Origin of the sequence: Streptomyces bullii (genome assembly GCF_042657145.1) — a bacterium.
GTDB classification, from domain to species: domain Bacteria; phylum Actinomycetota; class Actinomycetes; order Streptomycetales; family Streptomycetaceae; genus Streptomyces; species Streptomyces bullii.
Genome location: NZ_JBHSNY010000004.1, coordinates 464,195 through 486,797 on the forward strand (window position 1 = coordinate 464,195; position 22,603 = coordinate 486,797).

Genomic DNA, 22,603 nt, shown 5'->3' on the forward strand with positions numbered 1-22,603 from the left:
AGATGAAGACGACCGAGACCCCCGCCCCCGTCCCGGCCGAGTCCGGCGCGCCCGTCACCAAGACCGACGTCCCGGCCGGCCCGCCCCCGAGGGAGAAGAAGGAGGGCACCGTCCTCAACGTTTTCTCCCACGGCATCCTGGTCATCTGGGCCTTCATGGTGGTCATGCCGCTGCTGTGGGCGGTGATGACGTCCTTCAAGGACGACCGGTCCATCTTCTCCTCGCCCTGGTCGCTGCCGGACAGGCTGCACTTCGACAACTGGTCGCGGGCCTGGACCGAGGCCAACATGAGCGACTACTTCCTCAACACCGTCCTGGTGGTGGGAGGCTCGCTCGTCGGCACGCTGGTGCTGGGCTCCATGGCGGCCTACGTACTGGCCCGGTTCGACTTCCCGGGCAACCGCTTCATCTACTACCTGTTCATCGGCGGCATGAGCTTCCCGATCATGCTGGCGCTGGTCCCGCTGTTCTACGTCGTCAACAACATGGGACTGCTGAACACCATCCACGGCCTGATCCTGGTCTACATCGCCTATTCGCTGCCGTTCACTGTGTTCTTCCTGACCGCCTTCTTCCGGACCCTGCCCAGCTCGGTGGCCGAGGCGGCCTTCGTCGACGGTGCCTCGCACTCCCGGACGTTCTTCCAGATCATGCTGCCGATGGCCAAGCCGGGCCTGGTCAGCGTGGGCATCTTCAACTTCCTCGGCCAGTGGAACCAGTACATGCTGCCCACGGTGCTCAACACCGACCCGGACAAGCGCGTGCTGACCCAGGGGCTGGTGCAGCTCGCGGTCAGCCAGGGCTACAAGGGCGACTGGTCCGGCCTCTTCGCCGGCCTGGTGATGGCGATGCTGCCGGTGCTCGCCGCGTACATCGTCTTCCAGCGGCAGGTCGTGCAGGGCCTGACGGCGGGCGCCCTGAAATAGCGGCCGGGCGGTCGGCGCGTGGCGCTCCGCGACCGCCCGGGCACACGCCGCTCCCGGCGCCGGGGGCGGCGTACGCACGCGTGTGCAAGGTCGCGGAAACAGTTCAACCTCTTGACGGGAGGCAACCCGAACGGCTCAGCTTAGAGTTCACTAGTTGGACATATGCGGGGCCTCATCGAGGCGGCCCCGTGCGCAGGAGGTCGTCGTGGAGACTCCGGGGTCGCAGTCGTCGCTGCACCGAGCCAACCTGGAGCGGGTCGTACGTGCCGTCCGCCTGGCGGGTTCCCTCACCCAGGCCGAGATCGCGAGGACGACGGGCCTGTCCGCGGCCACGGTCTCCAACATCGTCCGAGAGCTCAAGGAAGGCGGAACGGTCGAGGTCACGCCCACGTCGGCGGGCGGCCGAAGGGCCCGGGCGGTCTCGCTGAGCGGGGACGCCGGCATCGTCATCGGCGTGGATTTCGGCCACACCCATTTGCGGGTCGCGATCGGGAACCTCGCCCACCAGGTGCTGGCCGAGGAGTCCGAGCCGCTGGACGTGGACGCCTCCTCGACCCAGGGCTTCGACCGGGCGGAAGAGCTGGTCAGCCGGTTGGTCGAGGCGACCGGCGTGGAGCGCGCCAAGATCGCCGGGGTGGGGCTCGGCGTGCCCGGCCCGATCGACGTGGAGTCCGGGACGCTGGGCTCGACGGCCATCCTGCCCGGCTGGACCGGCACCAAGCCCGCCGAGGAGCTGCGGGGGCGGCTCGGCGTGCCGGTGCACGTGGACAACGACGCCAACCTCGGCGCCCTCGGCGAGATGGTGTGGGGCAGCGGCCGGGGCGTGCGCGACCTGGCGTACATCAAGGTCGCCAGCGGTGTCGGCGCGGGCTTGGTGATCAATGGCAAGATCTACCGCGGCCCCGGCGGCACAGCAGGTGAAATCGGGCATATTACACTTGACGAGTCCGGCCCCGTCTGCCGCTGCGGCAACCGTGGCTGTCTGGAGACCTTCGCGGCCGCCCGCTATGTGCTTCCGCTCCTCCAGTCCAGCCATGGCACCGACCTGACCATGGAAGGCGTCGTACGGCTGGCGCGGGACGGCGACCCGGGCTGTCGTCGGGTGATCGCCGACGTCGGCCGCCACATCGGCAGTGGAGTGGCCAATCTGTGCAACCTGCTGAACCCGAGCCGTGTGGTCCTCGGCGGTGATCTCGCCGAGGCCGGTGAGCTGGTGCTCGGGCCGATCCGGGAGTCCGTCGGCCGCTACGCCATCCCCAGCGCGGCACGCCAACTGTCCGTTCTCCCCGGGGCACTTGGGGGTCGCGCGGAAGTGCTCGGAGCACTCGCTCTCGCCCTCAGCGAGATGGGTGATTCAACCCTTTTGGATGGCACGCTGCATGCGGCTACCCCTGCCTTCACTTAGAGAACGGATGGCACCGTTGCCAACCCGTTAAGGATTTACTTCTTGACGTCGTACGTGTGGCCGAGTTGACTTCCAGCCACCTCGGCCGCAACGACGCGGCCTCGTCAGGGAGGTTTCTGAAGTGAATACGCGTATGCGTCGTGCTGCCGTTGCCGTTGCCTCTGGCACGCTGGCCGTCGCGCTGGCCGCCTGCGGCAGCGCGAAGGAGTCGGGCGAGAAGAGCGAGGGCACCGGCACCGCCGCCAAGGGTGACAACATCAAGGTCGGTCTGCTCCTTCCGGAGAACCAGACCGCTCGTTACGAGAAGTTCGACAAGCCCTTGATCGAGAAGAAGGTCAAGGAGCTCACGAACAACAAGGGCGAGGTCGTCTACGCCAACGCCAAGCAGGACGCCAGCCTGCAGAACCAGCAGGTCGACACGATGGTGACCAACAAGGTCGACGTGCTGATCGTGGACGCGGTGGACTCCAAGGCCATCGCCGGCTCGGTGAAGAAGGCCAAGGACGCCGGCATCCCCGTCGTCGCCTACGACCGTCTGGCCGAGGGCCCGATCGACGCCTACACCTCGTTCGACAACGAGACCGTCGGCAAGACCCAGGGCGAGGCTCTGCTGAAGGCCCTGGGCGACAAGGCCAAGGACGGCCAGATCGTCATGATGAACGGGTCGTCCACCGACCCGAACGCCGCCCAGTTCAAGAAGGGCGCGCACTCCGTCCTCGACGGCAAGGTCAAGATCGGCCGCGAGTACGACACCAAGGAGTGGAAGCCGGAGAACGCCAACGCCAACATGGAGGGCGCCATCTCCGCCCTCGGCAAGAACAAGATCGTCGGCGTCTACTCCGCCAACGACGGCATGGCGGGCGGCATCATCACCGCCCTGAAGGCCGCCGGCATCGACAACATCCCGGTCACCGGCCAGGACGCCGAACTCGCGGGTGTGCAGCGCATCGTCACCGGTGAGCAGTACATGAGCGTCTACAAGCCGTACCCGCAGGAGGCCGACGTCGCCGCCGAGATGGCCGTCGCGCTCGCCCAGGGCAAGTCGCTCGACTCCATCGCCAAGGACAAGGTCGACAGCCCCACCAACAAGGGCATCCCGTCCGTCCTGGTCCCGGTCGTCTCCCTGACCAAGGACAACATCAAGGACACCGTCGTCAAGGACGGCATCTACACGGTGAACGAGATCTGCACGGCCAAGTACAAGTCGGCCTGCGACAAGATCGGCCTCAAGTAAGCAGTTCCCAGGTCCCGTGACCCAGCGGGAGTCCGCGACCGGACTCCCGTACGGGACCGACTGCCCGAGCTCCTCCGGCGCCCCGCACACAACAGCCCCGCAAGCTCCGCGGGGCGCCGGACGGAACACTCCCCCCAACCTTTCTGCACAACCTTCCGCCGGGTCAGGCGGCGAAGGAGATGGTTCACGTGTCCGCTACGCCCGTGCTGGCGTTGCGCGGGGTCTCCAAGCGGTTCGGTGCCGTACAGGCGCTCACCGACGTAGAGCTTGAGGTCCACGCCGGTGAAGTGGTCGCCCTGGTGGGCGACAACGGCGCCGGAAAGTCCACGCTGGTCAAGACGATCGCCGGCGTGCACCCCATCGATGAGGGCGTCATCGAATGGGACGGCAAGCCCGTCCAGATCAACAAGCCGCACGACGCCCAGCACCTGGGCATCGCGACGGTGTACCAGGACCTCGCGCTGTGCGACAACATCGATGTCGTCGGCAACCTCTACCTGGGCCGGGAGATCCGCAAGCGCGGCGTCCTGGACGAGGTGGAGATGGAGCGCCGCTCCCGTGAGCTGCTCGAGACCCTGTCGATCCGCATCCCCAGCGTCCGTATCCCGATCGCCTCGCTCTCCGGCGGCCAGCGGCAGACCGTGGCCATCGCCCGGTCCATGCTCGGCGAGCCCAAGCTGGTGATCCTCGACGAGCCCACCGCCGCCCTCGGCGTCGAGCAGACCGCGCAGGTCCTCGACCTGGTCGAGCGGCTGCGCGAGCGCGGCCACGCCGTGATCCTCATCAGCCACAACATGGCCGACGTCAAGGCCGTGGCGGACAAGGTCGCCGTCCTGCGCCTCGGGCGCAACAACGGCGTCTTCGAGGTCAAGTCGACCTCGCAGGAAGAGATCATCTCCGCCATCACGGGCGCCACGGACAACGCCGTGACCCGTCGTGCGGCGCGCACCAATGGGGAGATCAAGAAGTGAGTACCGACAAGACCACTGCGACGACGGCGACGGCCGAGGACCACGTCGTCGAGAACCCCGAGGCGCCCGCCGGCGCCGTCACGGTCGTCGACCCCCGTCTGCTGGTGCGCGAGCAGGGCCTCGCGGGCTACGTCACCGAGTTCAAGCGGAAGATGAAGTCCGGCGACCTGGGCTCCATCCCGGTCGTCATCGGCCTCGCGGTCATCTGGGCCATCTTCACCAGCCTGAACTCCAACTTCCTCACCGCCGGCAACCTGTCCGACATGTCCGTCGCCATGGTCGGCACGGGCATGATCGCCGTCGGTATCGTCTTCGTCCTGCTGCTCGGCGAGATCGACCTGTCGGTCGGCTCGGTCAGCGGTGTCGCGGGTGCCAGCTTCGCGGTGCTGAATGTCACCAACGGCATGAACGAGTGGCTCGCCTTCGTGCTGGCCATCCTCACCGGCACGGCCGCCGGCGCGCTGCACGGCTTCTTCTTCGCGAAGATCGGCGTCCCGGCGTTCGCCGTCACCCTGGCCGGCCTGCTGTTCTGGAACGGCTTCATGCTCCAGATCCTGGGCGACAACGGCACGATCAACCTCGACGCCGACGGTGTCGTGGCCAAGCTGACCAGCTACTACTTCAGCGATGTGGCCGCCGCCTACGGGCTGGCGATCGCGGTGACGGTGATCTACTTCCTCAGCGCCTTCTTCGGCAACCGCCGCCGGGAGGCCGCGGGGGTGCCGTCCCAGCCGCTGAGCGACACCCTCCTGCGGACCGCGCTGCTGGCCGTCGTGGCCTTCGCCGTGGCGATCGTCTTCAACCAGTACAAGGGCCTGCCGCTGGCCGTGGTGATCTTCATCGGCGTGCTGCTGGTCACGGACTTCGTGCTGCGCCGCACCGCGTACGGCCGCAAGGTCTTCGCGCTCGGCGGCAGCGTCGAGGCGTCCCGCCGTGCCGGTATCAACGTCGCGATGGTCCGGATCTCGGTCTTCGCGATCTCCGGAACGTTCGCCGCGGTGGGCGGTCTGTTCATCGCGTCGAAGATCGCGTCCGCCAACCAGGGCGCCGGTGGTGGTGACCTGCTGATGAACGCGATCGCCGCGGCCGTCATCGGCGGTACCTCGCTGTTCGGTGGGCGCGGGCGTACGTGGAACGCGCTGCTCGGTGTGCTGGTGATCGTGTCGATCCAGTACGGGCTGGCGCTGGAAGGCATCGCCTCCCCGGTGCAGTACATGATCACCGGTGGTGTGCTGCTGGCGACGGTGGTCATCGACGCGGTGACCCGTAAGACGCAGAAGACCGCGGGACGCGCCTAGTTCCCCGCCCCGTAGGGGACGTCCCTGTGCCCGGCACCCGACAGGTGCCGGGCACAGTCGTGTCATAGGTGGGACCGTTGGTGGGTACGGCCGAACGCGTGACGTACGACGCACCGCCCGGACACGTTCCGGCAGGGCGGAACATTAGACTCGACAAGCCCGGCAACAGCTCGAACAGCTCTACTGCAAGGAGGCACGGGTGCCGCTGCTGACCCGCATCAGGGGACCGCGCGATCTGGACCGGCTCAGCCTGGAGGAGCTGGCCCAGCTGGCAGAGGAGATCCGGACCTTCCTCGTCGACGCGGTCTCCAAGACCGGCGGCCACCTCGGCCCCAACCTCGGCGTGGTGGAGCTCACCATCGCCCTGCACCGGGTCTTCGACTCGCCCAAGGACAAGGTGCTCTGGGACACCGGCCACCAGTCCTACGTGCACAAGCTGCTCACGGGCCGGCAGGACTTCTCGCGGCTGAAGATGAAGGGCGGCCTGTCCGGCTACCCCTCGCAGGCCGAGTCCGAGCACGACGTCATCGAGAACTCCCACGCCTCCACGGTCCTCGGCTGGGCCGACGGCCTCGCCAAGGCCAACCAGCTGCTCGAACGCGACAGCCACGTCGTCGCCGTCATCGGTGACGGAGCGCTGACCGGCGGTATGGCCTGGGAGGCGCTGAACAACATCGCCGAGGCCAAGGACCGCCCGCTCGTCATCGTCGTCAACGACAACGAGCGCTCCTACGCGCCCACCATCGGCGGCCTCGCCAACCACCTGGCGACCCTGCGCACGACCGACGGCTACGAGCGCTTCCTGGCCCGCACGAAGGAGATCCTCGACCGCACGCCCGTCGTCGGCAAGCCGCTCTACGACACCCTGCACGGCGCCAAGAAGGGCCTGAAGGACTTCATCGCGCCGCAGGGCCTCTTCGAGGACCTGGGCCTGAAGTACGTCGGCCCCATCGACGGGCACGACATCGAGGCCCTGGAGTCCGCCCTCGCGCGGGCCAAGCGCTTCGGCGGGCCCGTCATCGTCCACTGCCTCACCGAGAAGGGCCGGGGTTACCAGCCCGCGCTCCAGGACGAGGCCGACCGCTTCCACGCCGTCGGCAAGATCCACCCCGACACGGGCCTGCCCATCGCCAGCAGCGGCGCCGACTGGACGTCCGTGTTCGGCGAGGAGATGGTCAAGCTCGGCGAGGAGCGCGAGGACATCGTCGCCATCACGGCCGCCATGCTCCAGCCCGTGGGGCTCGACAGGTTCGCCAAGCGCTTCCCGGAGCGGGTCTACGACGTCGGCATCGCCGAGCAGCACGGCGCGGTGTCGGCGGCGGGACTCGCCACGGGCGGACTGCATCCGGTGTTCGCCGTGTACGCCACCTTCCTCAACCGCGCCTTCGACCAGGTGCTGATGGACGTGGCCCTGCACAGGTGCGGGGTGACGTTCGTCCTGGACCGGGCCGGGATCACCGGCACCGACGGAGCCTCCCACAACGGCATGTGGGACATGTCGATCCTTCAGGTCGTGCCGGGGCTGCGCCTCGCCGCCCCGCGCGACGCCGACCAGGTCCGCGCCCAGCTGCGGGAGGCCGTCGAGGTGAAGGACGCCCCTACGGTCGTCCGCTTCTCCAAGGGCGCCGTCGGTCCCGCCGTCCCCGCGGTGGGCCGCGTCGGCGGCATGGACGTGCTCCGCGAGCCCGGCACCGACGGCCGTCCGGACGTGCTGCTGGTCTCCGTGGGCGCCCTCGCGCCGATGTGCCTGGAGGTCGCCGACCTGCTTGACAAGCAGGGCATCTCCACCACCGTCGTCGACCCACGCTGGGTCAAGCCCGTCGACGAGGCGCTGGCCCCGCTCGCCGAGCGGCACCGCGTCGTCGTCACCGTCGAGGACAACTCCCGTGTCGGCGGCGTCGGCTCCGCCGTCGCCCAGGCCCTGCGGGACGCGGGCGTGGACGTGCCGCTGCGCGACTTCGGCATCCCGCCGCGCTTCCTCGACCACGCCTCCCGCGCCGAGGTCCTGGCCGAGATCGGGCTGACCGCGCCCGACATCGCCCGCCAGGTCACCGGCCTGGTCGCCAAGCTGGACGGCCGGTATGAGCGGGCCACCGCCGACTCGGTGGAGCCGGCGCGCGACTGACGGACCCGTACGGGAGGCCGTACGGGGAGACCGTACCGAGCCCATGCGGGGGCCCTACGCCTTTCGGGCCGCGTGCACCCCTGTGAAGGGTGGTGCGCGCGGCCCATCCGCGTGAATGCGCCCGTGCCGGGGCATACGACCTACGCCCCCTCTCGATCATGTCGGGGACGACAAGCGTGGGAGGTACCCCGTGAGCAGCACCCTCTTCCGGACGAAGAAGGTCGAGCAGTCCATCCTCGATACCGAGGAACCAGAGCACGCGCTCAAGAAATCCTTGTCCGCGCTGGATCTGACCGTCTTCGGCGTCGGCGTCATCATCGGCACCGGCATCTTCGTCCTCACCGGTACGGTCGCCAAGAACAACGCCGGGCCCGCGGTGGCGCTGGCGTTCGTGGCGGCCGGTGTCGTCTGCGCGCTCGCCGCGCTCTGTTACGCCGAGTTCGCCTCCACGGTGCCGGTCGCCGGGTCCGCGTACACCTTCTCGTACGCCTCCCTCGGCGAACTGCCCGCCTGGATCATCGGCTGGGACCTCGTCCTGGAGTTCGCGCTCGGGACGGCGGTGGTGGCCGTCGGATGGTCCGGCTACGTCCGGTCGCTGTTGGAGAACGCGGGCTGGCAGATGCCCGAGGTGCTGTCCGGGCCCACCGCGGCCGAAGGCTTCAGCTTCGACATCCTCGCCGCCGCGCTGGTGCTGGTGCTCACCGGCATCCTCGTCCTCGGCATGAAGCTGTCCGCGCGGATCACCTCGCTGGTCGTCGCCATCAAGGTGACCGTCGTGCTCGTCGTGATCATCGCGGGCGCGTTCTTCATCAAGGGCGACAACTACGACCCGTTCATCCCGAAGGCGCAGCCCGTGGAGGCGGGCCAGAGTCTCGACTCCCCGCTGATCCAGGTCATGTTCGGCTGGGCTCCCTCGAACTTCGGCGTCATGGGCATCTTCACCGCCGCCTCCGTCGTCTTCTTCGCCTTCATCGGCTTCGACATCGTCGCGACGGCGGCGGAGGAGACCAGGAACCCGCAGCGGGACATGCCGCGCGGCATCCTCGGTTCGCTGTTCATCTGCACGGCGCTGTACGTCGCGGTGTCGATCGTCGTCACCGGCATGCAGCACTACAGCCGGCTGTCCGTGGACGCCCCGCTCGCCGACGCCTTCAAGGCGACGGGACACCCCTGGTACGCGGGCTTCATCAGCTTCGGTGCGGCGGTCGGTCTGACGACGGTCTGCATGATCCTGCTGCTGGGGCAGACCCGGGTGTTCTTCGCGATGAGCCGCGACGGGCTGCTGCCGCGCTTCTTCTCCCGCGTGCACCCCCGGTACAAGACCCCGCACCGGCCGACCATCCTGCTCGGTGTGATCATCGCCGTCCTGGCGGGCTTCACCAGCCTGAGCGAGCTCGCGGAACTGGTGAACATCGGCACGCTGTTCGCCTTCGTGGTCGTCGCGATCAGCGTCATCATCCTGCGCAGGACCCGTCCGGACCTGCACCGGGCGTTCCGCACGCCGTGGGTCCCGGTCATCCCGATCCTTTCGGTGGGCGCCTCGCTGTGGCTGATGCTGAACCTGCCGGCCGAGACGTGGGTCCGGTTCGCCGTGTGGATGGCGATCGGTTTCGTCCTGTACTTCCTGTACGGCCGGACGCACAGCCGTCTGGCGCGGGGTCAGGAGACGAAGCCGGAAGAGGTCTTCAAGCCGGGAGACGGAGACACGGCGTAGCCGGTCGGTGCCAGGGCGGTTGCCTCAGGCCGTGGGGGAGAGGCAGGCAAGGGACGCCTGCGGCCGCGCCCGGGGGTATCCGTCCTCGGCCCGCCGTGAGCGGCTGGCCGCTCGCCAGGCGGGCGGCACGGGCGGGCGGCGGCATCCCGTCGCGCCGGGTTGCGCAACGCCTTGGCCCGGGCAGCGAACGCCGGGTGTCCGAGAACGAACAGTTCGGCGGCCCGGCCGCATCCGCCCCGGCACCCACGCCCGGTGTCCACGAACGCGCCGCTCGTGGCCCGGCCACCGCTACGGACGCACCGTCCGCGGCCCGGCCACATCGGCCCGGCACCGAACGCGCAGCTCTGGCCCGGCCACCGCTACGGACGCACCGTCCGCGGCCCGGCCACATCCGCCCCCAGTTCCGTCACCCGCCGCCGCAGCTCCCGGTCCGCCGTGACCACCAGCACGGCACGCTCACCGGCTGCCGCCACCAGCTCGACCATGTGATCGTCCCCGCTGCCGGGTGCCGACTCCACCCGTACGCCCGGGACGGAGTCCACCCCACGGGCCGCGCCCTCCACCACCAGCACGATCTCGACCGGGCCGGACCGCCCGGCCACCCCGTCCCGCGCCAGCCGGTCCCGCAGGCGTTCCGCGGCGCCTCTGCGGTCCCGCCACCACCCGTCGGGCACCGATCCGACGACGTTCGCGGCGTCCACGACGACGAGCAGGGGAGGGGTGTCGTTCATGCGGTCAGGGTGCCACGGCCACCCGGTCGGCCGTGAGCGGACAGGGGCCGGGCCGCGTCCGGAGTACGGGCCCGCATAAAGTGAACCGGTGAACGGCGACTGGCTCCTTCGCGGCCGAGACGGCCGCCTCACTGTCTACCTGCCGTCGGGCGACGCCGTCCTGTGCCGTGCCGAGCGCGTCCCCAAAGGCCCCTGGGACGCGCCCCGCAAGGTCGGCGGCGAGCAGAAGCTGCACCTGGGACTGGCGGTCGGTCAGGGCCCCGACGGCTACGCCCATCTGGTCGCCTGGCGGCCCACCGTGCCCGGCCAGTCGGGCCTCGTGCACTCCACGCACTTCCGGCCGCTGCTCGCGCCCCTGGACTGGAACCCGGTCGGCCACCCCGACAAGAAGGGTGACCGGACCGGGATGCCCGCCGTGGCCGTCGACGCGCAGGGTCGCGCGCATGTCTTCGTGCGCAACGAGGGCGGCGGCGTGAGCGTGCTCGCCCAGAAGGAGAAGGGCGGCTGGGAGCCGTGGCGGAACCTGGAGGGCAGTGAGGTCCAGGGCGAACTCGCCGCGGTGACGGGGGAGTGCGGGCGGGTCGAGGTGTACGCGGCCGCGCCCGGCGGGATCCTGCACTGGCGGCAGGAGGAGGCGGGCAAGCCGCCGGTACCGCAGGAACGCGCCGACGTGCCGGTCCGCCCCGGCACGCTGCGTGCCCTCGCCACCTCCGCCGAGCACACCACCGTCTTCTTCACCGACGACTCCGGCGACCTGTGCGCCTGGCGGAGCGGGGGGAAACCGGTGCCCCTGCTGGCGTCCGCCGGTCCGGGTCCCGTCTCCGCCGTCCGCTGCGTCATCGAGGGCCACGACTGCACGGTGCTCGCGCAGCGGTCGGCCGGGGGCCGGGTCGCCTTCGCCGCCTACCCCACCGAGCAGGAGTCGGCAGGCGCCTGGTGGACCGAGTCGGGGCCCGACCTGCCGGCGGATGCCGAGGTGTCGCTGGCACTGGACCAGGACGGCGAGGTGGTCGCGGGCAGCCTGTCCCCGTCCACCGGGACGCTGCTCCTCGCGCGCCGCAAGGACGAACCGGGTCTCGCGCTCCGGGCGTGGCAAGAGATGTGACGTTTCGTCAGGAGGAGCCGCGGGCCGGTGACGTCCTCGCCGAGTCCGGGATGTCCGAGTCGTTGCGGATCGCCTCCCACAGCCGAGGCGCCTGCGGTTCGGCGGGGACGACGCGGTTGGGGTCGGCCTTGTCGTACGCGACCGGGAGCATGATCGTGTCCATCGACGCCGGGTCGATGCCCTGCAGGCTCCGCCCGAAGTCCGCCAGCGCGGTCAGCGACGCCAGTTCGGAGTCGGTGGTCAGGGACGCGGTCAGCTCGTCGGCGATCCGGTACAGCTTCGCCGGGCTGGTGAGGAGGTCCTGGTTCTTCATCTCCGTCAGCAGCGCGCCGAGGAACTTCTGCTGGAGTTCGATCCGTCCGAGGTCGCTGCCGTCGCCGTAGCCGTGCCGGGTCCGTACGAACTTCAGGGACTGCTCGCCGTCCAGACGGTGCGTACCTTCGGACAGCACCAGACCCGAGGTGATCGGCTTGTCGAGGGTGACGGTCACCCCGCCGACGGCGTCGACGATCCCCTTGAAGCCGGCGAAGTCCACCTCCACGAGGTGGTCGACGCGGACATCGCTCATCGCCTCGACCGTCTTCACGGTGCAGGCCGAACCGGCCTGCGCGTAGACCGAGTTGAACATCACCCGCCGCGCGGCGGGCACCGTCGTGCCGTCGCTCGTCGTGCACTCCGGGCGGTCGACCAGGGTGTCGCGCGGGATGCTGACCGCCACCGCCTCGGTCCGTCCCCGGGCGACGTGCACCAGCAGCGCGGTGTCGGAACGCGCCCCGCCCAGCCCCTCTCGGGCGTCCGAGCCGAGCAGCAGCAGGTTCAGCGCGTCCCCGGCCACCGCCTCGCGCCGGGGCCGGTCCTGCTCGTCGCCCAGCGCCTTGCCGAGGTCGACCGCGCCGTCCGCGAGGTTGCCGTCCAGCCCCCGGTACAGCCACCAGGCCGCGCCGCCGGCGGCGAGCAGCACGGCCAGCAGGGCCGGCAGGACCAGGCGGCGGACACTCCGGCCGCGACCGCGGGGACGGGCACGCCGGCGACTGCCGGATCGCCTCTCAGACGTGGTGATACGGGTGTGGCTCATGCCGCTCAGACACACAACCAACACCAAGGGTTGCAGCGATGTGTACGTGATGAGAGGCACCTTGAGCGGCGTGGTCAATCCGTGAAGGTTTTGTTAGCCTCCTGGAACTTGTTCGATTATCGCTCGGGGGGCCGGTTGCTGCCTGCGTCTGGCCGGGGCAACGGGGTTGGGAATGATGTCGTGAGCAGATCCTCCACGGCGGATCTTGTCGTTGTCGGGCTCGGTTACGTCGGGCTGCCCCTGGCCCGCTCGGCCGCGGCCGCCGGACTGAAGGTGGTCGGCCTCGACCGCAGCCGCACGGTCGTCGAGGGCCTGAACAGCGGCCGCTCCCACGTCGACGACATCACCGACGCCGAGGTCGCCGTGATGCTCGGCCAGGGCTTCCGGGCGGTCGACCGGCCCGAGGTGATCGCCGAGGCGGCGGCCGTCGTCATCTGCGTACCCACCCCGCTCACCGAGTACGGCTCGCCGGACCTCGGCGCGGTGCACGCGGCCGTCGAGGACATCGCCGCCCACCTGGCGCCCGGCACCCTCGTGGTGCTGGAGTCGACGACGTACCCCGGCACCACCGACGAGGTCGTACGGCCCCGTCTGGAGGCCGGCGGGCTGACCGTCGGCAAGGACTTCCACCTGGCGTTCTCGCCCGAGCGCATCGACCCGGGCAACGCCTCCTTCGGGCTGGAGAACACGCCCAAGGTCGTCGGCGGCGTCACCGCCGACTGCACCAAGGCCGCCCGCGCCCTCTACGAGCGGTTCGTGGCGCGCGTGGTGGAGGCCAAGGGCACCCGCGAGGCCGAGATGGCCAAGCTGCTGGAGAACACCTACCGGCACGTCAACATCGCCCTCGTCAACGAGATGTCGATGTTCTGCCGCGAGATCGGCGTCGACCTGTGGGACGCGATTCGGTGCGCGTCCACGAAGCCGTTCGGGTTCGCGCCGTTCTACCCGGGCCCCGGCGTCGGCGGGCACTGCATCCCGATCGACCCCAACTACCTGTCGTACAAGGTGCGTTCGCTCGGCATCCCGTTCCGGTTCGTGGAGCTGGCGCAGGAGATCAACCAGCGGATGCCCGTGCACGTCGTCAACCGCGCGGCCGATCTGCTCAACGACGAGGGCAAGGCCGTGCGCGGCTCCCGCGTGCTGCTGCTCGGCGTCACCTACAAGCCCGACATCTCCGACCAGCGCGAGAGCCCGGCCCTGGCCGTCGCCGAGAACCTGCGCGCCCGGGGCGCCGAACTGCTCTACTTCGACCCGCGGGTGGAGGACTGGGCGGTCGGCGGCACGCCCGTCGAGCGCGCCGAGGACTACCTCGCGGCCGCCGCCGACGCGGACCTGACGATCCTGCTCCAGCCGCACCGGGAGATCGACCTGGGCGTCCTGGCCGACCGCGCCCGGAAGCTGTTCGACACCCGGGGCAAGTCCGCCGATCACCCTCGGGTGGTCAAGCTGTGACAACCGAAGATACGTACATACCGGGAGCCGTCGACAGCGACGGGCGCCGCGGGCACCGCAAGCGCCGGCACCTGAAGGTCTCGTACTTCTTCTTCATAGCGATCGCCGCGGTCATCGCCACCCGGCTCGACTCCGACTCGCTGCACCTGTACTCGCTGGGCGCGATGGGCCTGCTGGCCCTGAAAATGTTCGGCGCCCTGTTCTACCGGCCCGCCAAGGCCGGCCGGGAAGAGCTGGAGTACCTGGAGAACACCTGGGTCACCGCGGTCATCCCGATCTACAACGAGGACCCGGTGATGTTCGAGCAGGGCATGCGCAGCCTGCTCGCGCAGAGCCGGCTCCCCAACGAGATCCACATCATCGACGACGCCAGCGCCGACGACTCCGGCATCCGCGCGGCGAAGAAGCTGCGCCGCGAGTTCGAGGCCAAGGGCGTCAAGTACACGGTCAGTGTGCAGCCCGAGAACAAGGGCAAGCGCGAGGCGCTGGCCCTCGGCTTCGAGGCGGCGCCGTACTCGGACATCTTCCTGTGCGTCGACTCGGACACCATCCTGTCCCGGGACACCGTCCGTGAGCTGCTGCTGCCGCTGGCCGACGAGAAGATCATGGCCTCCACGGGCATGGTGCTGGCGCTCAACCACGACAGCAACGTCTTCACGCGCCTGCAGGACCTGCGCTACGGCAACTCCTTCCTCTTCGAGCGGGCCGCCTACTCGCGGCTGAAGTCCGTGCTGTGCTGCTGCGGCGCCCTGTCGGCGTACCGCGGCACCCTGGTGCGCAAGTACCTGCCGGACTTCCTCAACCAGCAGTTCCTGGGCAAGCCGGCCGTCTTCGGCGACGACCGCCGCATGACCAACTACTGCCTGATGGAAGGCCAGGTGGTCTTCCAGGAGACCGCCGTCGGCTACACCGCCGTCCCCGAGAAGCTGCCGCACTTCCTGCGCCAGCAGGTCCGCTGGAACAAGTCCTTCTTCCGCGAGTCCCTGTGGGCCTTCACGCACCAGAAGAAGTACCGGCCGGCCTTCTGGCTGACCTGCATGGAACTCGCGCTGTGGCTGGTCTTCGGCTCGGCGATGTTCTACTCGATGGTCATCCTGCCGATCACGCACCCGCAGCAGTTCCTGCGGCACATCGGCGACTACGTCGTCTTCATGATCCTCATGGGGTATCTGCGCAACGTCCGCTACCTCGACTTCCCGCGCCGGGGCATGGGCTTCGTCAAGCGGTTCGGCATGTTCCTGCTGGCCCCGCTGTACGGCCTGATCCAGCTGTTCCTGCTGACGCCGCTGCGCTTCTACGCCCTGCTCACCCTGCACAAGGGCAGCTGGGGCACCCGCCAGGGCGGCGTCGAGGTGTCCGTGGCCGGTGACCACGAGGCCGATGTGACGGAGATCTTCGAGGAGGAGGACCCCTACTCCGACAAGAAGGTCACCGAGACCCTCCAACTGATGCGCCTCGAAGGCGTGGCCCTGCGCACCCGGCCCCGCCCGGCCGGCGGCATTCCGGCCCAGCCGCAGCCGATCCCCGGCTACGACGAGCAGCAGCACGCGGGCGTCCCGCAGCAGCGCGTCAGCTGGGGGACACCGGACCAGGCCGGGCAGCCCCAGCCGCAGTGGCAGGGCGGGTACGCCGATCCGTACCAGCAGCAGCCGCCCCCGTACTACGACCCCCACGCCCAGCAGGGCGGCTACCCGGACCCGTCGTGGCAGCACGGGCAGGGGCAGGGCGGCTGGTGAGCCGAGAGAAGGGGGCGGCCCGTCGGGCCGCCCCCTTCTTCGTGTGCGGGCCTCAGGTGTAGGAGGCCATCGCCTCCTCGACCGTCAGCACCGGGATGCCCCGGTCGTCGATCGCCTTCATCAGCGTCTGGAGCCCGGCCTTGCCGATCTCCGTGCTGGTCGCCGGAGCGCCCTCGACGACCTTGTGCAGACAGAGGATGAGCCAGTCGCCGTTGTTGACGCACCGGTCGAGCCGGCCGCCCGCGCCGGTGAGCTTGCTCAGCGCCGTACCGCCGATGCCCGTACCGTCGTTGATGCCGGTCAGCGCCTTCAGGCGGTACGGCATCGCCGGGGCGAACGACTCGATCGTCTCCGAGATGATCGACCGGGCGGTGGTGAAGTGCCGGCTGGCGATCAGGTCCACCGGAACGCCGTCCGTGGTCTTCTGGAAGGCCCCGTGCGGATAGGCGAAGTGCTCGCTGGTGAAGCCGTTGGACACCAGCCACTCCCGCAGCTTGCGGAAGTCGGTGTCGGCCTCCTCAGCGGTGAGCTTGGGATAGCTGGCGGTGTGCACGGCGTTGGCGTACGAGTGCCCCGCCATCTCCCAGCCGGAGAAGTCCTGCATCGAGCGCATCTGGCCGATCGTCAGGAAGCTGCCGGTGCCGATGGCGTCCGCGATGTTGTAGACCGTGCCGGGGAAGCCGAAGGAGTCCATCACCGGGCGGGCCAGGTCGTGCACCGACTTGTGGGAGTCGTCGAAGGTGAGGGAGACGACGCCCTTGGGGAACACGGAGACCGTGTCCGGTATCAGCTCCACGGCCTGGAGCCGGTACGTCACCGGGCCGCCCGCGTTGTCGTACACGGCGAACGACATGTCGGTGAAGCCGGTCTTCGTGGACGGCTTGCCGTCGGCGGAGAGGGAGTACGTGCCGGCCGCGGCGGTGACGTCGGCCCACTGGAGATGGACCGTCACCCACTCCCCGGACTGGACGTAGTTGGCCGCCGTCTTGGAGTGTGCGTGGAACGTCCAGGAGAAGTGGTTCGCGAGGGAGCCGCTGCCCAGGTAGAAGACGAGCTTGGCGAGGTTCGTCACGTCGTCGACCCGGAAGACGAGCCGGATCATCTTGCCGGTCAGGCTCATCGCCGTCATCCCGGTCTTCCGGACGTGACTCTGCTTGCCCGTGCCGTTGGTGGTCACCCGCACGGACTGGGTGCCGCGTACGAACACCGACGTGTCGTTCGCCTCGGCCGACGCGGTGCCGGCGCCTCCGGGGGTCCAGCCGTGGGAGGCCTGGAACTGCTGGGACCAGCTGGCCCGGCGGTACTTGGGGCGGCGGCCCGACGGGGCGTAGGACGGCGGGGTGGTCAGTCCGCCGATGGCGGCCTCGACCGCCGGGGCGGCGGCGGGCTGCGCCGCCACACTCCCCAGCCAGGCGCCACCGCCCGCGAGGGCCACCCCTCCCGTTCCGCCCAGGAGCAGCGCGTTGCGCCGGCTCACCACTGGTTTGTTCTTCCTCACCCGGACCCCCGGACCGTGTCGAAGTAGTTCATGCCGTCGTTCGTGTAGCCCTCGACAGCGGACTGCACTTCCTTCGCCGACAGCGTTTCGTTCGCGTTGTAGTAGAGCCAGTCGACTTTCATGTCCCAGGCGCGTTCCCCCTTGAACGGCAAATCGATGAACCAGTGGTTGAAGTTCACGGACATGTTGGCGCGCGGGGCGTACTTCCCGCTGCTGACGAAGAGCTTCTTGCCGTCGAGCCAGTAGGCGACGACGCCGTCCTTCACCCTGATCAGCATGGTGTGCCACTCGGCGAGGCTCTTGTTCGTGGTGGTGTAGACGCGGTCGTTCGTCTTGTGGTCGAACCAGGTCACGGTGTCGAGCTTGGGGCCGGGGCGGCCCCAGCCGCCGTTGGGCATGTACTCGTTGTCCAGCTCGCTGTACTTCGCGCCCTTGCCGCCGATGGTGTAGAAGGTCTGGTTGACGTGGTCGCCGGCCTCACCGGTGGTCGGCTCGTCGCTGAAGTGGATGCGGGCCGCGTAGGTGCCGTCGCGGAACTTGCTCGCGGCCGTACCGAGGCTGGCCTGCTTCGTCCCTGAGCGAGTGCCGTCGGTGCTGGCGCGGAGCTGGAGCGCCTGCCCGTCGCCGAGCGAGTCCTTCTCGGCGGGGAAGGTGACGTTCCCGGCGGACCAGGTGTTCTCGATGCCGGGGCCGCCCTTGCTGGTGCGGACCAGCCAGCCGTGCTTGAACAGGGCGGGGTCCTTGGCGCCCTGGTAGGTGAAATTGTCGAACAGCACCCCGGCCGGGAGCGCCGGCAGCGGGGCGGGCGCGGAGGCCTTCCGGACCGCCTTCTCGTCCCCGCTCGGCTTGGTGCCGTCGGGCTCCTCACCCCACACGAGCACACCGCGCCTGTACGCGGTGACCCTCTTCGACTCCCTGTAGCTCGTCATCTCCGTGTCGAAGGAGCGGTCGTCGGCCTGGTCCAGCTTCTTGTGGTCCGTGCGGAAGAGCTGTACGTCGATGCCCTTGCTGTTGGCGCCGGGCTGCAGGCTGCCCGCGTCCTTGGTGAACCGTATCTCCAGGTAGTGGTCGGCGGTGTCGGTCGGCTTGTCCAGCGCGACGACGCGCCCGGCGACGTGCGAACAGCCGAAGGCCGCGTTCACGCAGTTGAAGGCGTACGACGAGGCACCCGTCGATCCGTCGGCGGTGAAGTAGTACCGGAGCGTGACATCGCTGAGCGGCAGCGGCTTCTTCGTCTCGTTGAAGATCTCCAGCGACGGCTCGGCCGCCGCGGCCGTGTCCGGTGTGTCGGTCCGGTAGCGCACCTTCAGCTCGGGCGGGTCCGGGTTCGCCGCCTTCCACACGGGGTAGAGGGCCGTGGCGCCGGCCGCGAGCACGGCCACCAGGAGCAGCAGCCTGATCTTGGGCCATACCCGGCCTCGGGGTGGGCGGCGGCGGGCGGAGGCCACGGGAACTCCTCAACAGGACAACGGCACGCTCCCACAGCCGGACGCGGGGTCGAGAACGGGAGAGCTGTGTAAACAAGTGGTCGGATCGTGTGGAGATCCTATCGGTGCGCGTGTGACGAAAGGGGGTGGGTCCACGGATCGTTACCGTGCGACCCACCCCCTCGCGGGAGGATCTTCAGCGAGAACCGGTTACGCCGGGACGCTCGCCACGCCAGGCGCCAGGAACTTCCTGCCGTTGACGCGCTCGGAGACGCCCTCGCGGTCCAGGTACGGCGTAATGCCGCCCAGGTGGAAGGGCCAGCCGGCGCCCGTGATCAGGCACAGGTCGACGTCCTGGGCCTCGGCGACGACGCCCTCGTCGAGCATGAGCCCGATCTCCTGCGCCACCGCGTCCAGGACCCGCTCGCGCACCTGCTCCTCGGTCAGGACGCTGTCGCCCTGCTTGAGCAGCGCGGCGACCTCCGGGTCCAGCTCCGGCTTGCCGCTGTCGTAGACGTAGAAGCCGCGCTTGCCCGCCTCGACGACCGCCTTGAGGTTCGGGGAGACCTTGAAGCGGTCCGGGAACGCCTTGTTGAGCGTCTCGGAGACGTGCAGACCGATCGCCGGGCCCACCAGCTCCAGCAGGACGAGAGGAGACATCGGCAGGCCCAGGGGCTCCACGGCCTTCTCCGCCACCTCGACCGGGGTGCCCTCGTCGATGACGTTCTGGATCTCGCCCATGAACCGGGTCAGGATGCGGTTCACGACGAACGCCGGGGCGTCCTTCACCAGGACCGCCGTCTTCTTCAGCTTCTTGGCGACGCCGAACGCCGTGGCCAGGGAGGCGTCGTCGGTCTTCTCACCGCGGACGATCTCCAGCAACGGCAGTACGGCGACCGGGTTGAAGAAGTGGAAGCCGACGACCCGCTCGGGGTGCTTCAGCTTCGACGCCATCTCCGACACCGACAGCGAGGAGGTGTTGGTGGCGAGGATCGCGTGCGCCGGGGCGACCGCCTCGACCTCCGCGAACACCTTCTGCTTGACGCTCATCTCCTCGAACACGGCCTCGATGACGAAGTCCGCGTCCGCGAAACCCTCGGCCTTGTCCAGGACACCGGTCACCAGCGCCTTGAGGCGGTTGGCCTTGTCCTGGTTGATACGGCCCTTGCCGAGCAGCTTGTCGATCTCGGCGTGGACGTAGCCCACACCCTTGTCGACGCGCTCCTGGTCGATGTCGGTCAGCACGACCGGCACCTCCAGGCGGCGCAGGAACAGCAGCGCGAGCTGGCTGGCCATCAGACCGGCGCCCACGACGCCCACCTTGGTGACCGGGCGCGCCAGGTTCTTGTCCGGGGCGCCCGCGGGACGCTTGCCGCGCTTCTGCACCAGGTTGAACGCGTAGATGCCGGCCCGGAGTTCACCGCCCATGATGAGGTCGGCGAGCGCCTTGTCCTCGGCGTCGTAGCCCTGCTGGAGATCGCCGTTCTTGGCGGCGGCGATGATGTCCAGCGCGCGGTAGGCGGCCGGGGCCGCGCCGTGCACCTTGGAGTCCGCGATGAAGCGGCCCTTGGCGACGGCCTGGTCCCAGCCCTCGCCGCGGTCGATCACCGGACGCTCGATCTCGATCTCGCCCTTGAGGACGGACGCGGTCCAGATCAGCGACTGCTCCAGGAAGTCCGCGCCCTCGAAGATCGCGTCGGCGATCCCGAGCTCGTAGACCTGCCTGCCCTTGAGCTGCTTGTTCTGGTTGAGGCTGTTCTCGATGATCACCGAGACGGCCCTGTCGGCGCCGATCAGGTTCGGCAGCAGCGTGCAGCCGCCCCAGCCCGGGACGAGACCCAGGAACACCTCGGGCAGGGAGAACGCCGGGACGGCCGCGGAGACGGTCCGGTACGTGCAGTGCAGACCGACCTCGACGCCGCCGCCCATCGCGGCGCCGTTGTAGTACGCGAAGGTCGGCACGGCCAGCTTGGACAGCCGCTTGAAGACCTCGTGGCCGCCCTTGCCGATGGCCAGCGCGTGGTCGTACTCCTTGAGGATCTCCACGCCCTTGAGGTCGGCGCCGACCGCGAAGATGAACGGCTTGCCGGTGATGCCGACGCCGACGATCTCGCCGTCCGCGGCCTCCTTCTCGACCTGGTCGATCGCGGCGTTCAGGTTCGCCAGCGAGGCCGGGCCGAAGGTGGTCGGCTTGGTGTGGTCGTGACCGTTGTCGAGGGTGATCAGCGCGAAGCGCCCGGCACCCAGCGGGAGGTCGAAGTGGCGTACGTGCGCACTCGTGACGACCTCGTCCGGGAACAGCTCGGAGGCCTGCTTCAACAGCTCGGCGGTGGTGCTCACTTGTCCCCCTCGAAGTGCGGGTTCTCCCAGATGACCGTCGCGCCCATGCCGAAGCCGACGCACATGGTGGTCAGGCCGTAGCGGACGTGCGGCTGCTCCTCGAACTGGCGGGCCAGCTGCGTCATCAGGCGGACGCCGGAGGAGGCCAGCGGGTGGCCGAAGGCGATGGCGCCGCCGTACTGGTTGACGCGCGCGTCGTCGTCGGCGATGCCGTAGTGGTCGAGGAAGGCCAGGACCTGGACGGCGAAGGCCTCGTTGATCTCGAACAGGCCGATGTCGGAGATGGACAGGCCCGCCTTGGCGAGGGCCTTCTCCGTGGCCGGGATCGGGCCGTAGCCCATGACCTCGGGCTCCACGCCCGCGAAGGCGTAGGAGACCAGGCGCATCTTGACCGGCAGGTCGTGCTCGCGGGCGAACTCCTCGGAGGCGATGACCGAGGCGGTGGCGCCGTCGTTCAGACCGGCCGCGTTACCGGCGGTGACCCGGCCGTGCACGCGGAACGGCGTCTTCAGGTTCGCCAGGCTCTCCAGGGTGGTGCCCGGGCGCATCGGCTCGTCCTGCGTGACCAGGCCCCAGCCGGTCTCGCCGCCCTCGGGGTTGGTGCGGCGCACCGAGATCGGCACCAGGTCGGCCTGGATCTTGCCGTTGGCGTACGCCTTGGCGGCCTTCTCCTGGGAGCGCACGGCGTACTCGTCGGCGCGCAGCTTGGTGATCTGCGGGTAACGGTCGTGCAGGTTCTCGGCGGTCATGCCCATGAAGAGGGCGGACTCGTCGACCAGCTTCTCGCTCACGAACCGCGGGTTGGGGTCGACGCCCTCGCCCATCGGGTGGCGGCCCATGTGCTCGACACCGCCCGCGATGGCGACGTCGTACGCGCCGAAGGCGACGGAGCCGGCCACGGTGGTGACGGCGGTCAGGGCGCCCGCGCACATGCGGTCGATCGAGTAGCCCGGCACGGACTGGGGGAGACCGGCGAGGATGCCCGCCGTGCGGCCGATGGTCAGGCCCTGGTCACCGATCTGCGTGGTCGCGGCGATGGCGACCTCGTCGATCTTCTGCGGGTCCAGACCCGGGTTGCGGCGCAGCAGCTCCCGGATCGCCTTCACGACGAGGTCGTCGGCGCGGGTCTCGTGGTAGATGCCCTTCGGGCCCGCCTTGCCGAACGGGGTGCGGACGCCGTCGACGAAGACGACGTCCCTGACGGTACGAGGCACGATGGCTCTCCTCCAGGATGCGGGACGGCACTGCTGCGATGCGCTGAGCGCGCGCTTATCACCATGCTACTTATGAGTAACGTAGCTGCCCAGTCCTGGCGGGTCGAGCGGTGAAGGTCACACCTGCGGGCGTGTCCCGACCAGTGCCCGGCGTTCGCGGGCCGTGCCCACCCGTTCCGCCCCAGCGGAACGACTGCCCACGGCGGCGGGCCGTGACTCCTCAAGGGCGATGGGCCATGACTCCTCCGATTCCCCCTGCGGTGGCGGGTCGGTTGTGCACGGCGGTCGCCATGACTGCCCGTGGCGGTCGGCCCCGTTTCCCCACGGCGGCCGACCACTCCCGGTGCCGGAC

16 protein-coding genes are annotated in these 22,603 nt (G+C 69.4%); 10 read left to right on the forward strand and 6 right to left on the reverse strand.

The window, feature by feature from the left end; genetic code table 11:
* The first annotated feature begins 2 nt into the window (after nt 1-2).
* The 7 genes from ACFPZJ_RS13625 to ACFPZJ_RS13655 all read left to right on the forward strand — a co-directional run bounded on the left by ACFPZJ_RS13625 (nt 3) and on the right by ACFPZJ_RS13655 (nt 9,673).
* On the forward strand, nt 3-926 hold the full coding sequence (locus ACFPZJ_RS13625; RefSeq protein ID WP_381020963.1) for a carbohydrate ABC transporter permease: 924 nt from the start codon (nt 3-5) through the stop codon (nt 924-926).
* Between the two features lie 205 nt (nt 927-1,131).
* Nucleotides 1,132-2,331, forward strand: a complete 1,200-nt coding sequence (locus ACFPZJ_RS13630; protein ID WP_381020965.1) for an ROK family transcriptional regulator — start codon at nt 1,132-1,134, stop codon at nt 2,329-2,331.
* A 133-nt stretch (nt 2,332-2,464) separates the two neighbouring features.
* Entirely contained in the window at nt 2,465-3,565 is a 1,101-nt protein-coding gene (locus ACFPZJ_RS13635) for an ABC transporter substrate-binding protein (protein WP_381020966.1), read from the forward strand.
* Nucleotides 3,566-3,744: 179 nt separating this feature from the next.
* Nucleotides 3,745-4,536 (forward strand): ATP-binding cassette domain-containing protein, encoded by a 792-nt coding sequence (locus tag ACFPZJ_RS13640; protein ID WP_381020967.1) that lies wholly within the window; start codon nt 3,745-3,747, stop codon nt 4,534-4,536.
* Nucleotides 4,533-5,834, forward strand: a complete 1,302-nt coding sequence (locus ACFPZJ_RS13645) for a sugar ABC transporter permease (protein WP_381020969.1) — start codon at nt 4,533-4,535, stop codon at nt 5,832-5,834. The genes ACFPZJ_RS13640 and ACFPZJ_RS13645 overlap by 4 nt, the downstream gene beginning before the upstream one ends.
* A gap of 199 nt (nt 5,835-6,033) precedes the next feature.
* On the forward strand, nt 6,034-7,959 hold the full coding sequence (gene dxs, locus ACFPZJ_RS13650; RefSeq protein ID WP_381020971.1) for a 1-deoxy-D-xylulose-5-phosphate synthase: 1,926 nt from the start codon (nt 6,034-6,036) through the stop codon (nt 7,957-7,959).
* Nucleotides 7,960-8,149: 190 nt separating this feature from the next.
* Nucleotides 8,150-9,673: an amino acid permease gene (locus ACFPZJ_RS13655; protein WP_381020973.1), complete on the forward strand. Its 1,524-nt coding sequence runs from the start codon at nt 8,150-8,152 to the stop codon at nt 9,671-9,673.
* Between the two features lie 359 nt (nt 9,674-10,032).
* On the opposite strand, the gene ACFPZJ_RS13660 is transcribed toward ACFPZJ_RS13655, so the two are convergent.
* Nucleotides 10,033-10,404 (reverse strand): NTP pyrophosphohydrolase, encoded by a 372-nt coding sequence (locus ACFPZJ_RS13660; RefSeq protein ID WP_381020975.1) that lies wholly within the window; start codon nt 10,402-10,404, stop codon nt 10,033-10,035.
* 88 nt (nt 10,405-10,492) lie between these two features.
* Here ACFPZJ_RS13660 and ACFPZJ_RS13665 point away from each other — a divergent pair, with 88 nt between their 5' ends.
* Nucleotides 10,493-11,509 carry a PLL family lectin gene (locus tag ACFPZJ_RS13665; protein WP_381020977.1) on the forward strand — a complete coding sequence of 339 codons (1,017 nt, stop codon included), beginning with the start codon at nt 10,493-10,495 and terminating at the stop codon, nt 11,507-11,509.
* Between the two features lie 7 nt (nt 11,510-11,516).
* Here the strand turns inward: ACFPZJ_RS13665 and ACFPZJ_RS13670 are convergent, their stop codons facing one another.
* Nucleotides 11,517-12,584, reverse strand: a complete 1,068-nt coding sequence (locus ACFPZJ_RS13670; protein WP_381020979.1) for an LCP family protein — start codon at nt 12,582-12,584, stop codon at nt 11,517-11,519.
* A 180-nt stretch (nt 12,585-12,764) separates the two neighbouring features.
* Here ACFPZJ_RS13670 and ACFPZJ_RS13675 point away from each other — a divergent pair, with 180 nt between their 5' ends.
* Nucleotides 12,765-14,036, forward strand: coding sequence for a nucleotide sugar dehydrogenase (locus ACFPZJ_RS13675; RefSeq protein ID WP_381020980.1), 1,272 nt, complete (start codon nt 12,765-12,767; stop codon nt 14,034-14,036).
* Complete coding sequence (locus ACFPZJ_RS13680; protein WP_381020981.1) at nt 14,033-15,772, forward strand: glycosyltransferase; 1,740 nt, start codon at nt 14,033-14,035, stop codon at nt 15,770-15,772. The genes ACFPZJ_RS13675 and ACFPZJ_RS13680 overlap by 4 nt, the downstream gene beginning before the upstream one ends.
* Before the next feature lie 52 nt (nt 15,773-15,824).
* On the opposite strand, the gene ACFPZJ_RS13685 is transcribed toward ACFPZJ_RS13680, so the two are convergent.
* From ACFPZJ_RS13685 to ACFPZJ_RS13700, 4 genes are all read right to left on the reverse strand, one after another.
* Nucleotides 15,825-17,249 (reverse strand): polysaccharide deacetylase family protein, encoded by a 1,425-nt coding sequence (locus tag ACFPZJ_RS13685; protein ID WP_381020982.1) that lies wholly within the window; start codon nt 17,247-17,249, stop codon nt 15,825-15,827.
* Nucleotides 17,250-17,266: 17 nt separating this feature from the next.
* Nucleotides 17,267-18,718 (reverse strand): cellulose binding domain-containing protein, encoded by a 1,452-nt coding sequence (locus ACFPZJ_RS13690; protein ID WP_381020983.1) that lies wholly within the window; start codon nt 18,716-18,718, stop codon nt 17,267-17,269.
* A 189-nt stretch (nt 18,719-18,907) separates the two neighbouring features.
* Entirely contained in the window at nt 18,908-21,037 is a 2,130-nt protein-coding gene (locus ACFPZJ_RS13695; RefSeq protein ID WP_381020985.1) for a 3-hydroxyacyl-CoA dehydrogenase NAD-binding domain-containing protein, read from the reverse strand.
* Nucleotides 21,034-22,251, reverse strand: coding sequence for a thiolase family protein (locus ACFPZJ_RS13700; protein ID WP_381020986.1), 1,218 nt, complete (start codon nt 22,249-22,251; stop codon nt 21,034-21,036). Before ACFPZJ_RS13700 ends, ACFPZJ_RS13695 begins: the two co-directional genes overlap by 4 nt.
* Between the last annotated feature and the right edge of the window lie 352 nt (nt 22,252-22,603).

What these genes read in the sequence shown, in the direction of transcription:
- ACFPZJ_RS13625 (WP_381020963.1), top strand. Translation starts at nt 3, where the DNA reads ATGAAGACGACCGAGACCCCCGCCCCCGTCCCGGCCGAGTCCGGCGCG.
- ACFPZJ_RS13635 (WP_381020966.1), top strand. Translation starts at nt 2,465, where the DNA reads ATGCGTCGTGCTGCCGTTGCCGTTGCCTCTGGCACGCTGGCCGTCGCG.
- ACFPZJ_RS13640 (WP_381020967.1), top strand. Translation starts at nt 3,745, where the DNA reads ATGGTTCACGTGTCCGCTACGCCCGTGCTGGCGTTGCGCGGGGTCTCC.
- ACFPZJ_RS13660 (WP_381020975.1), bottom strand. Translation starts at nt 10,404, where the DNA reads ATGAACGACACCCCTCCCCTGCTCGTCGTCGTGGACGCCGCGAACGTC.
- ACFPZJ_RS13670 (WP_381020979.1), bottom strand. Translation starts at nt 12,584, where the DNA reads ATGAGCCACACCCGTATCACCACGTCTGAGAGGCGATCCGGCAGTCGC.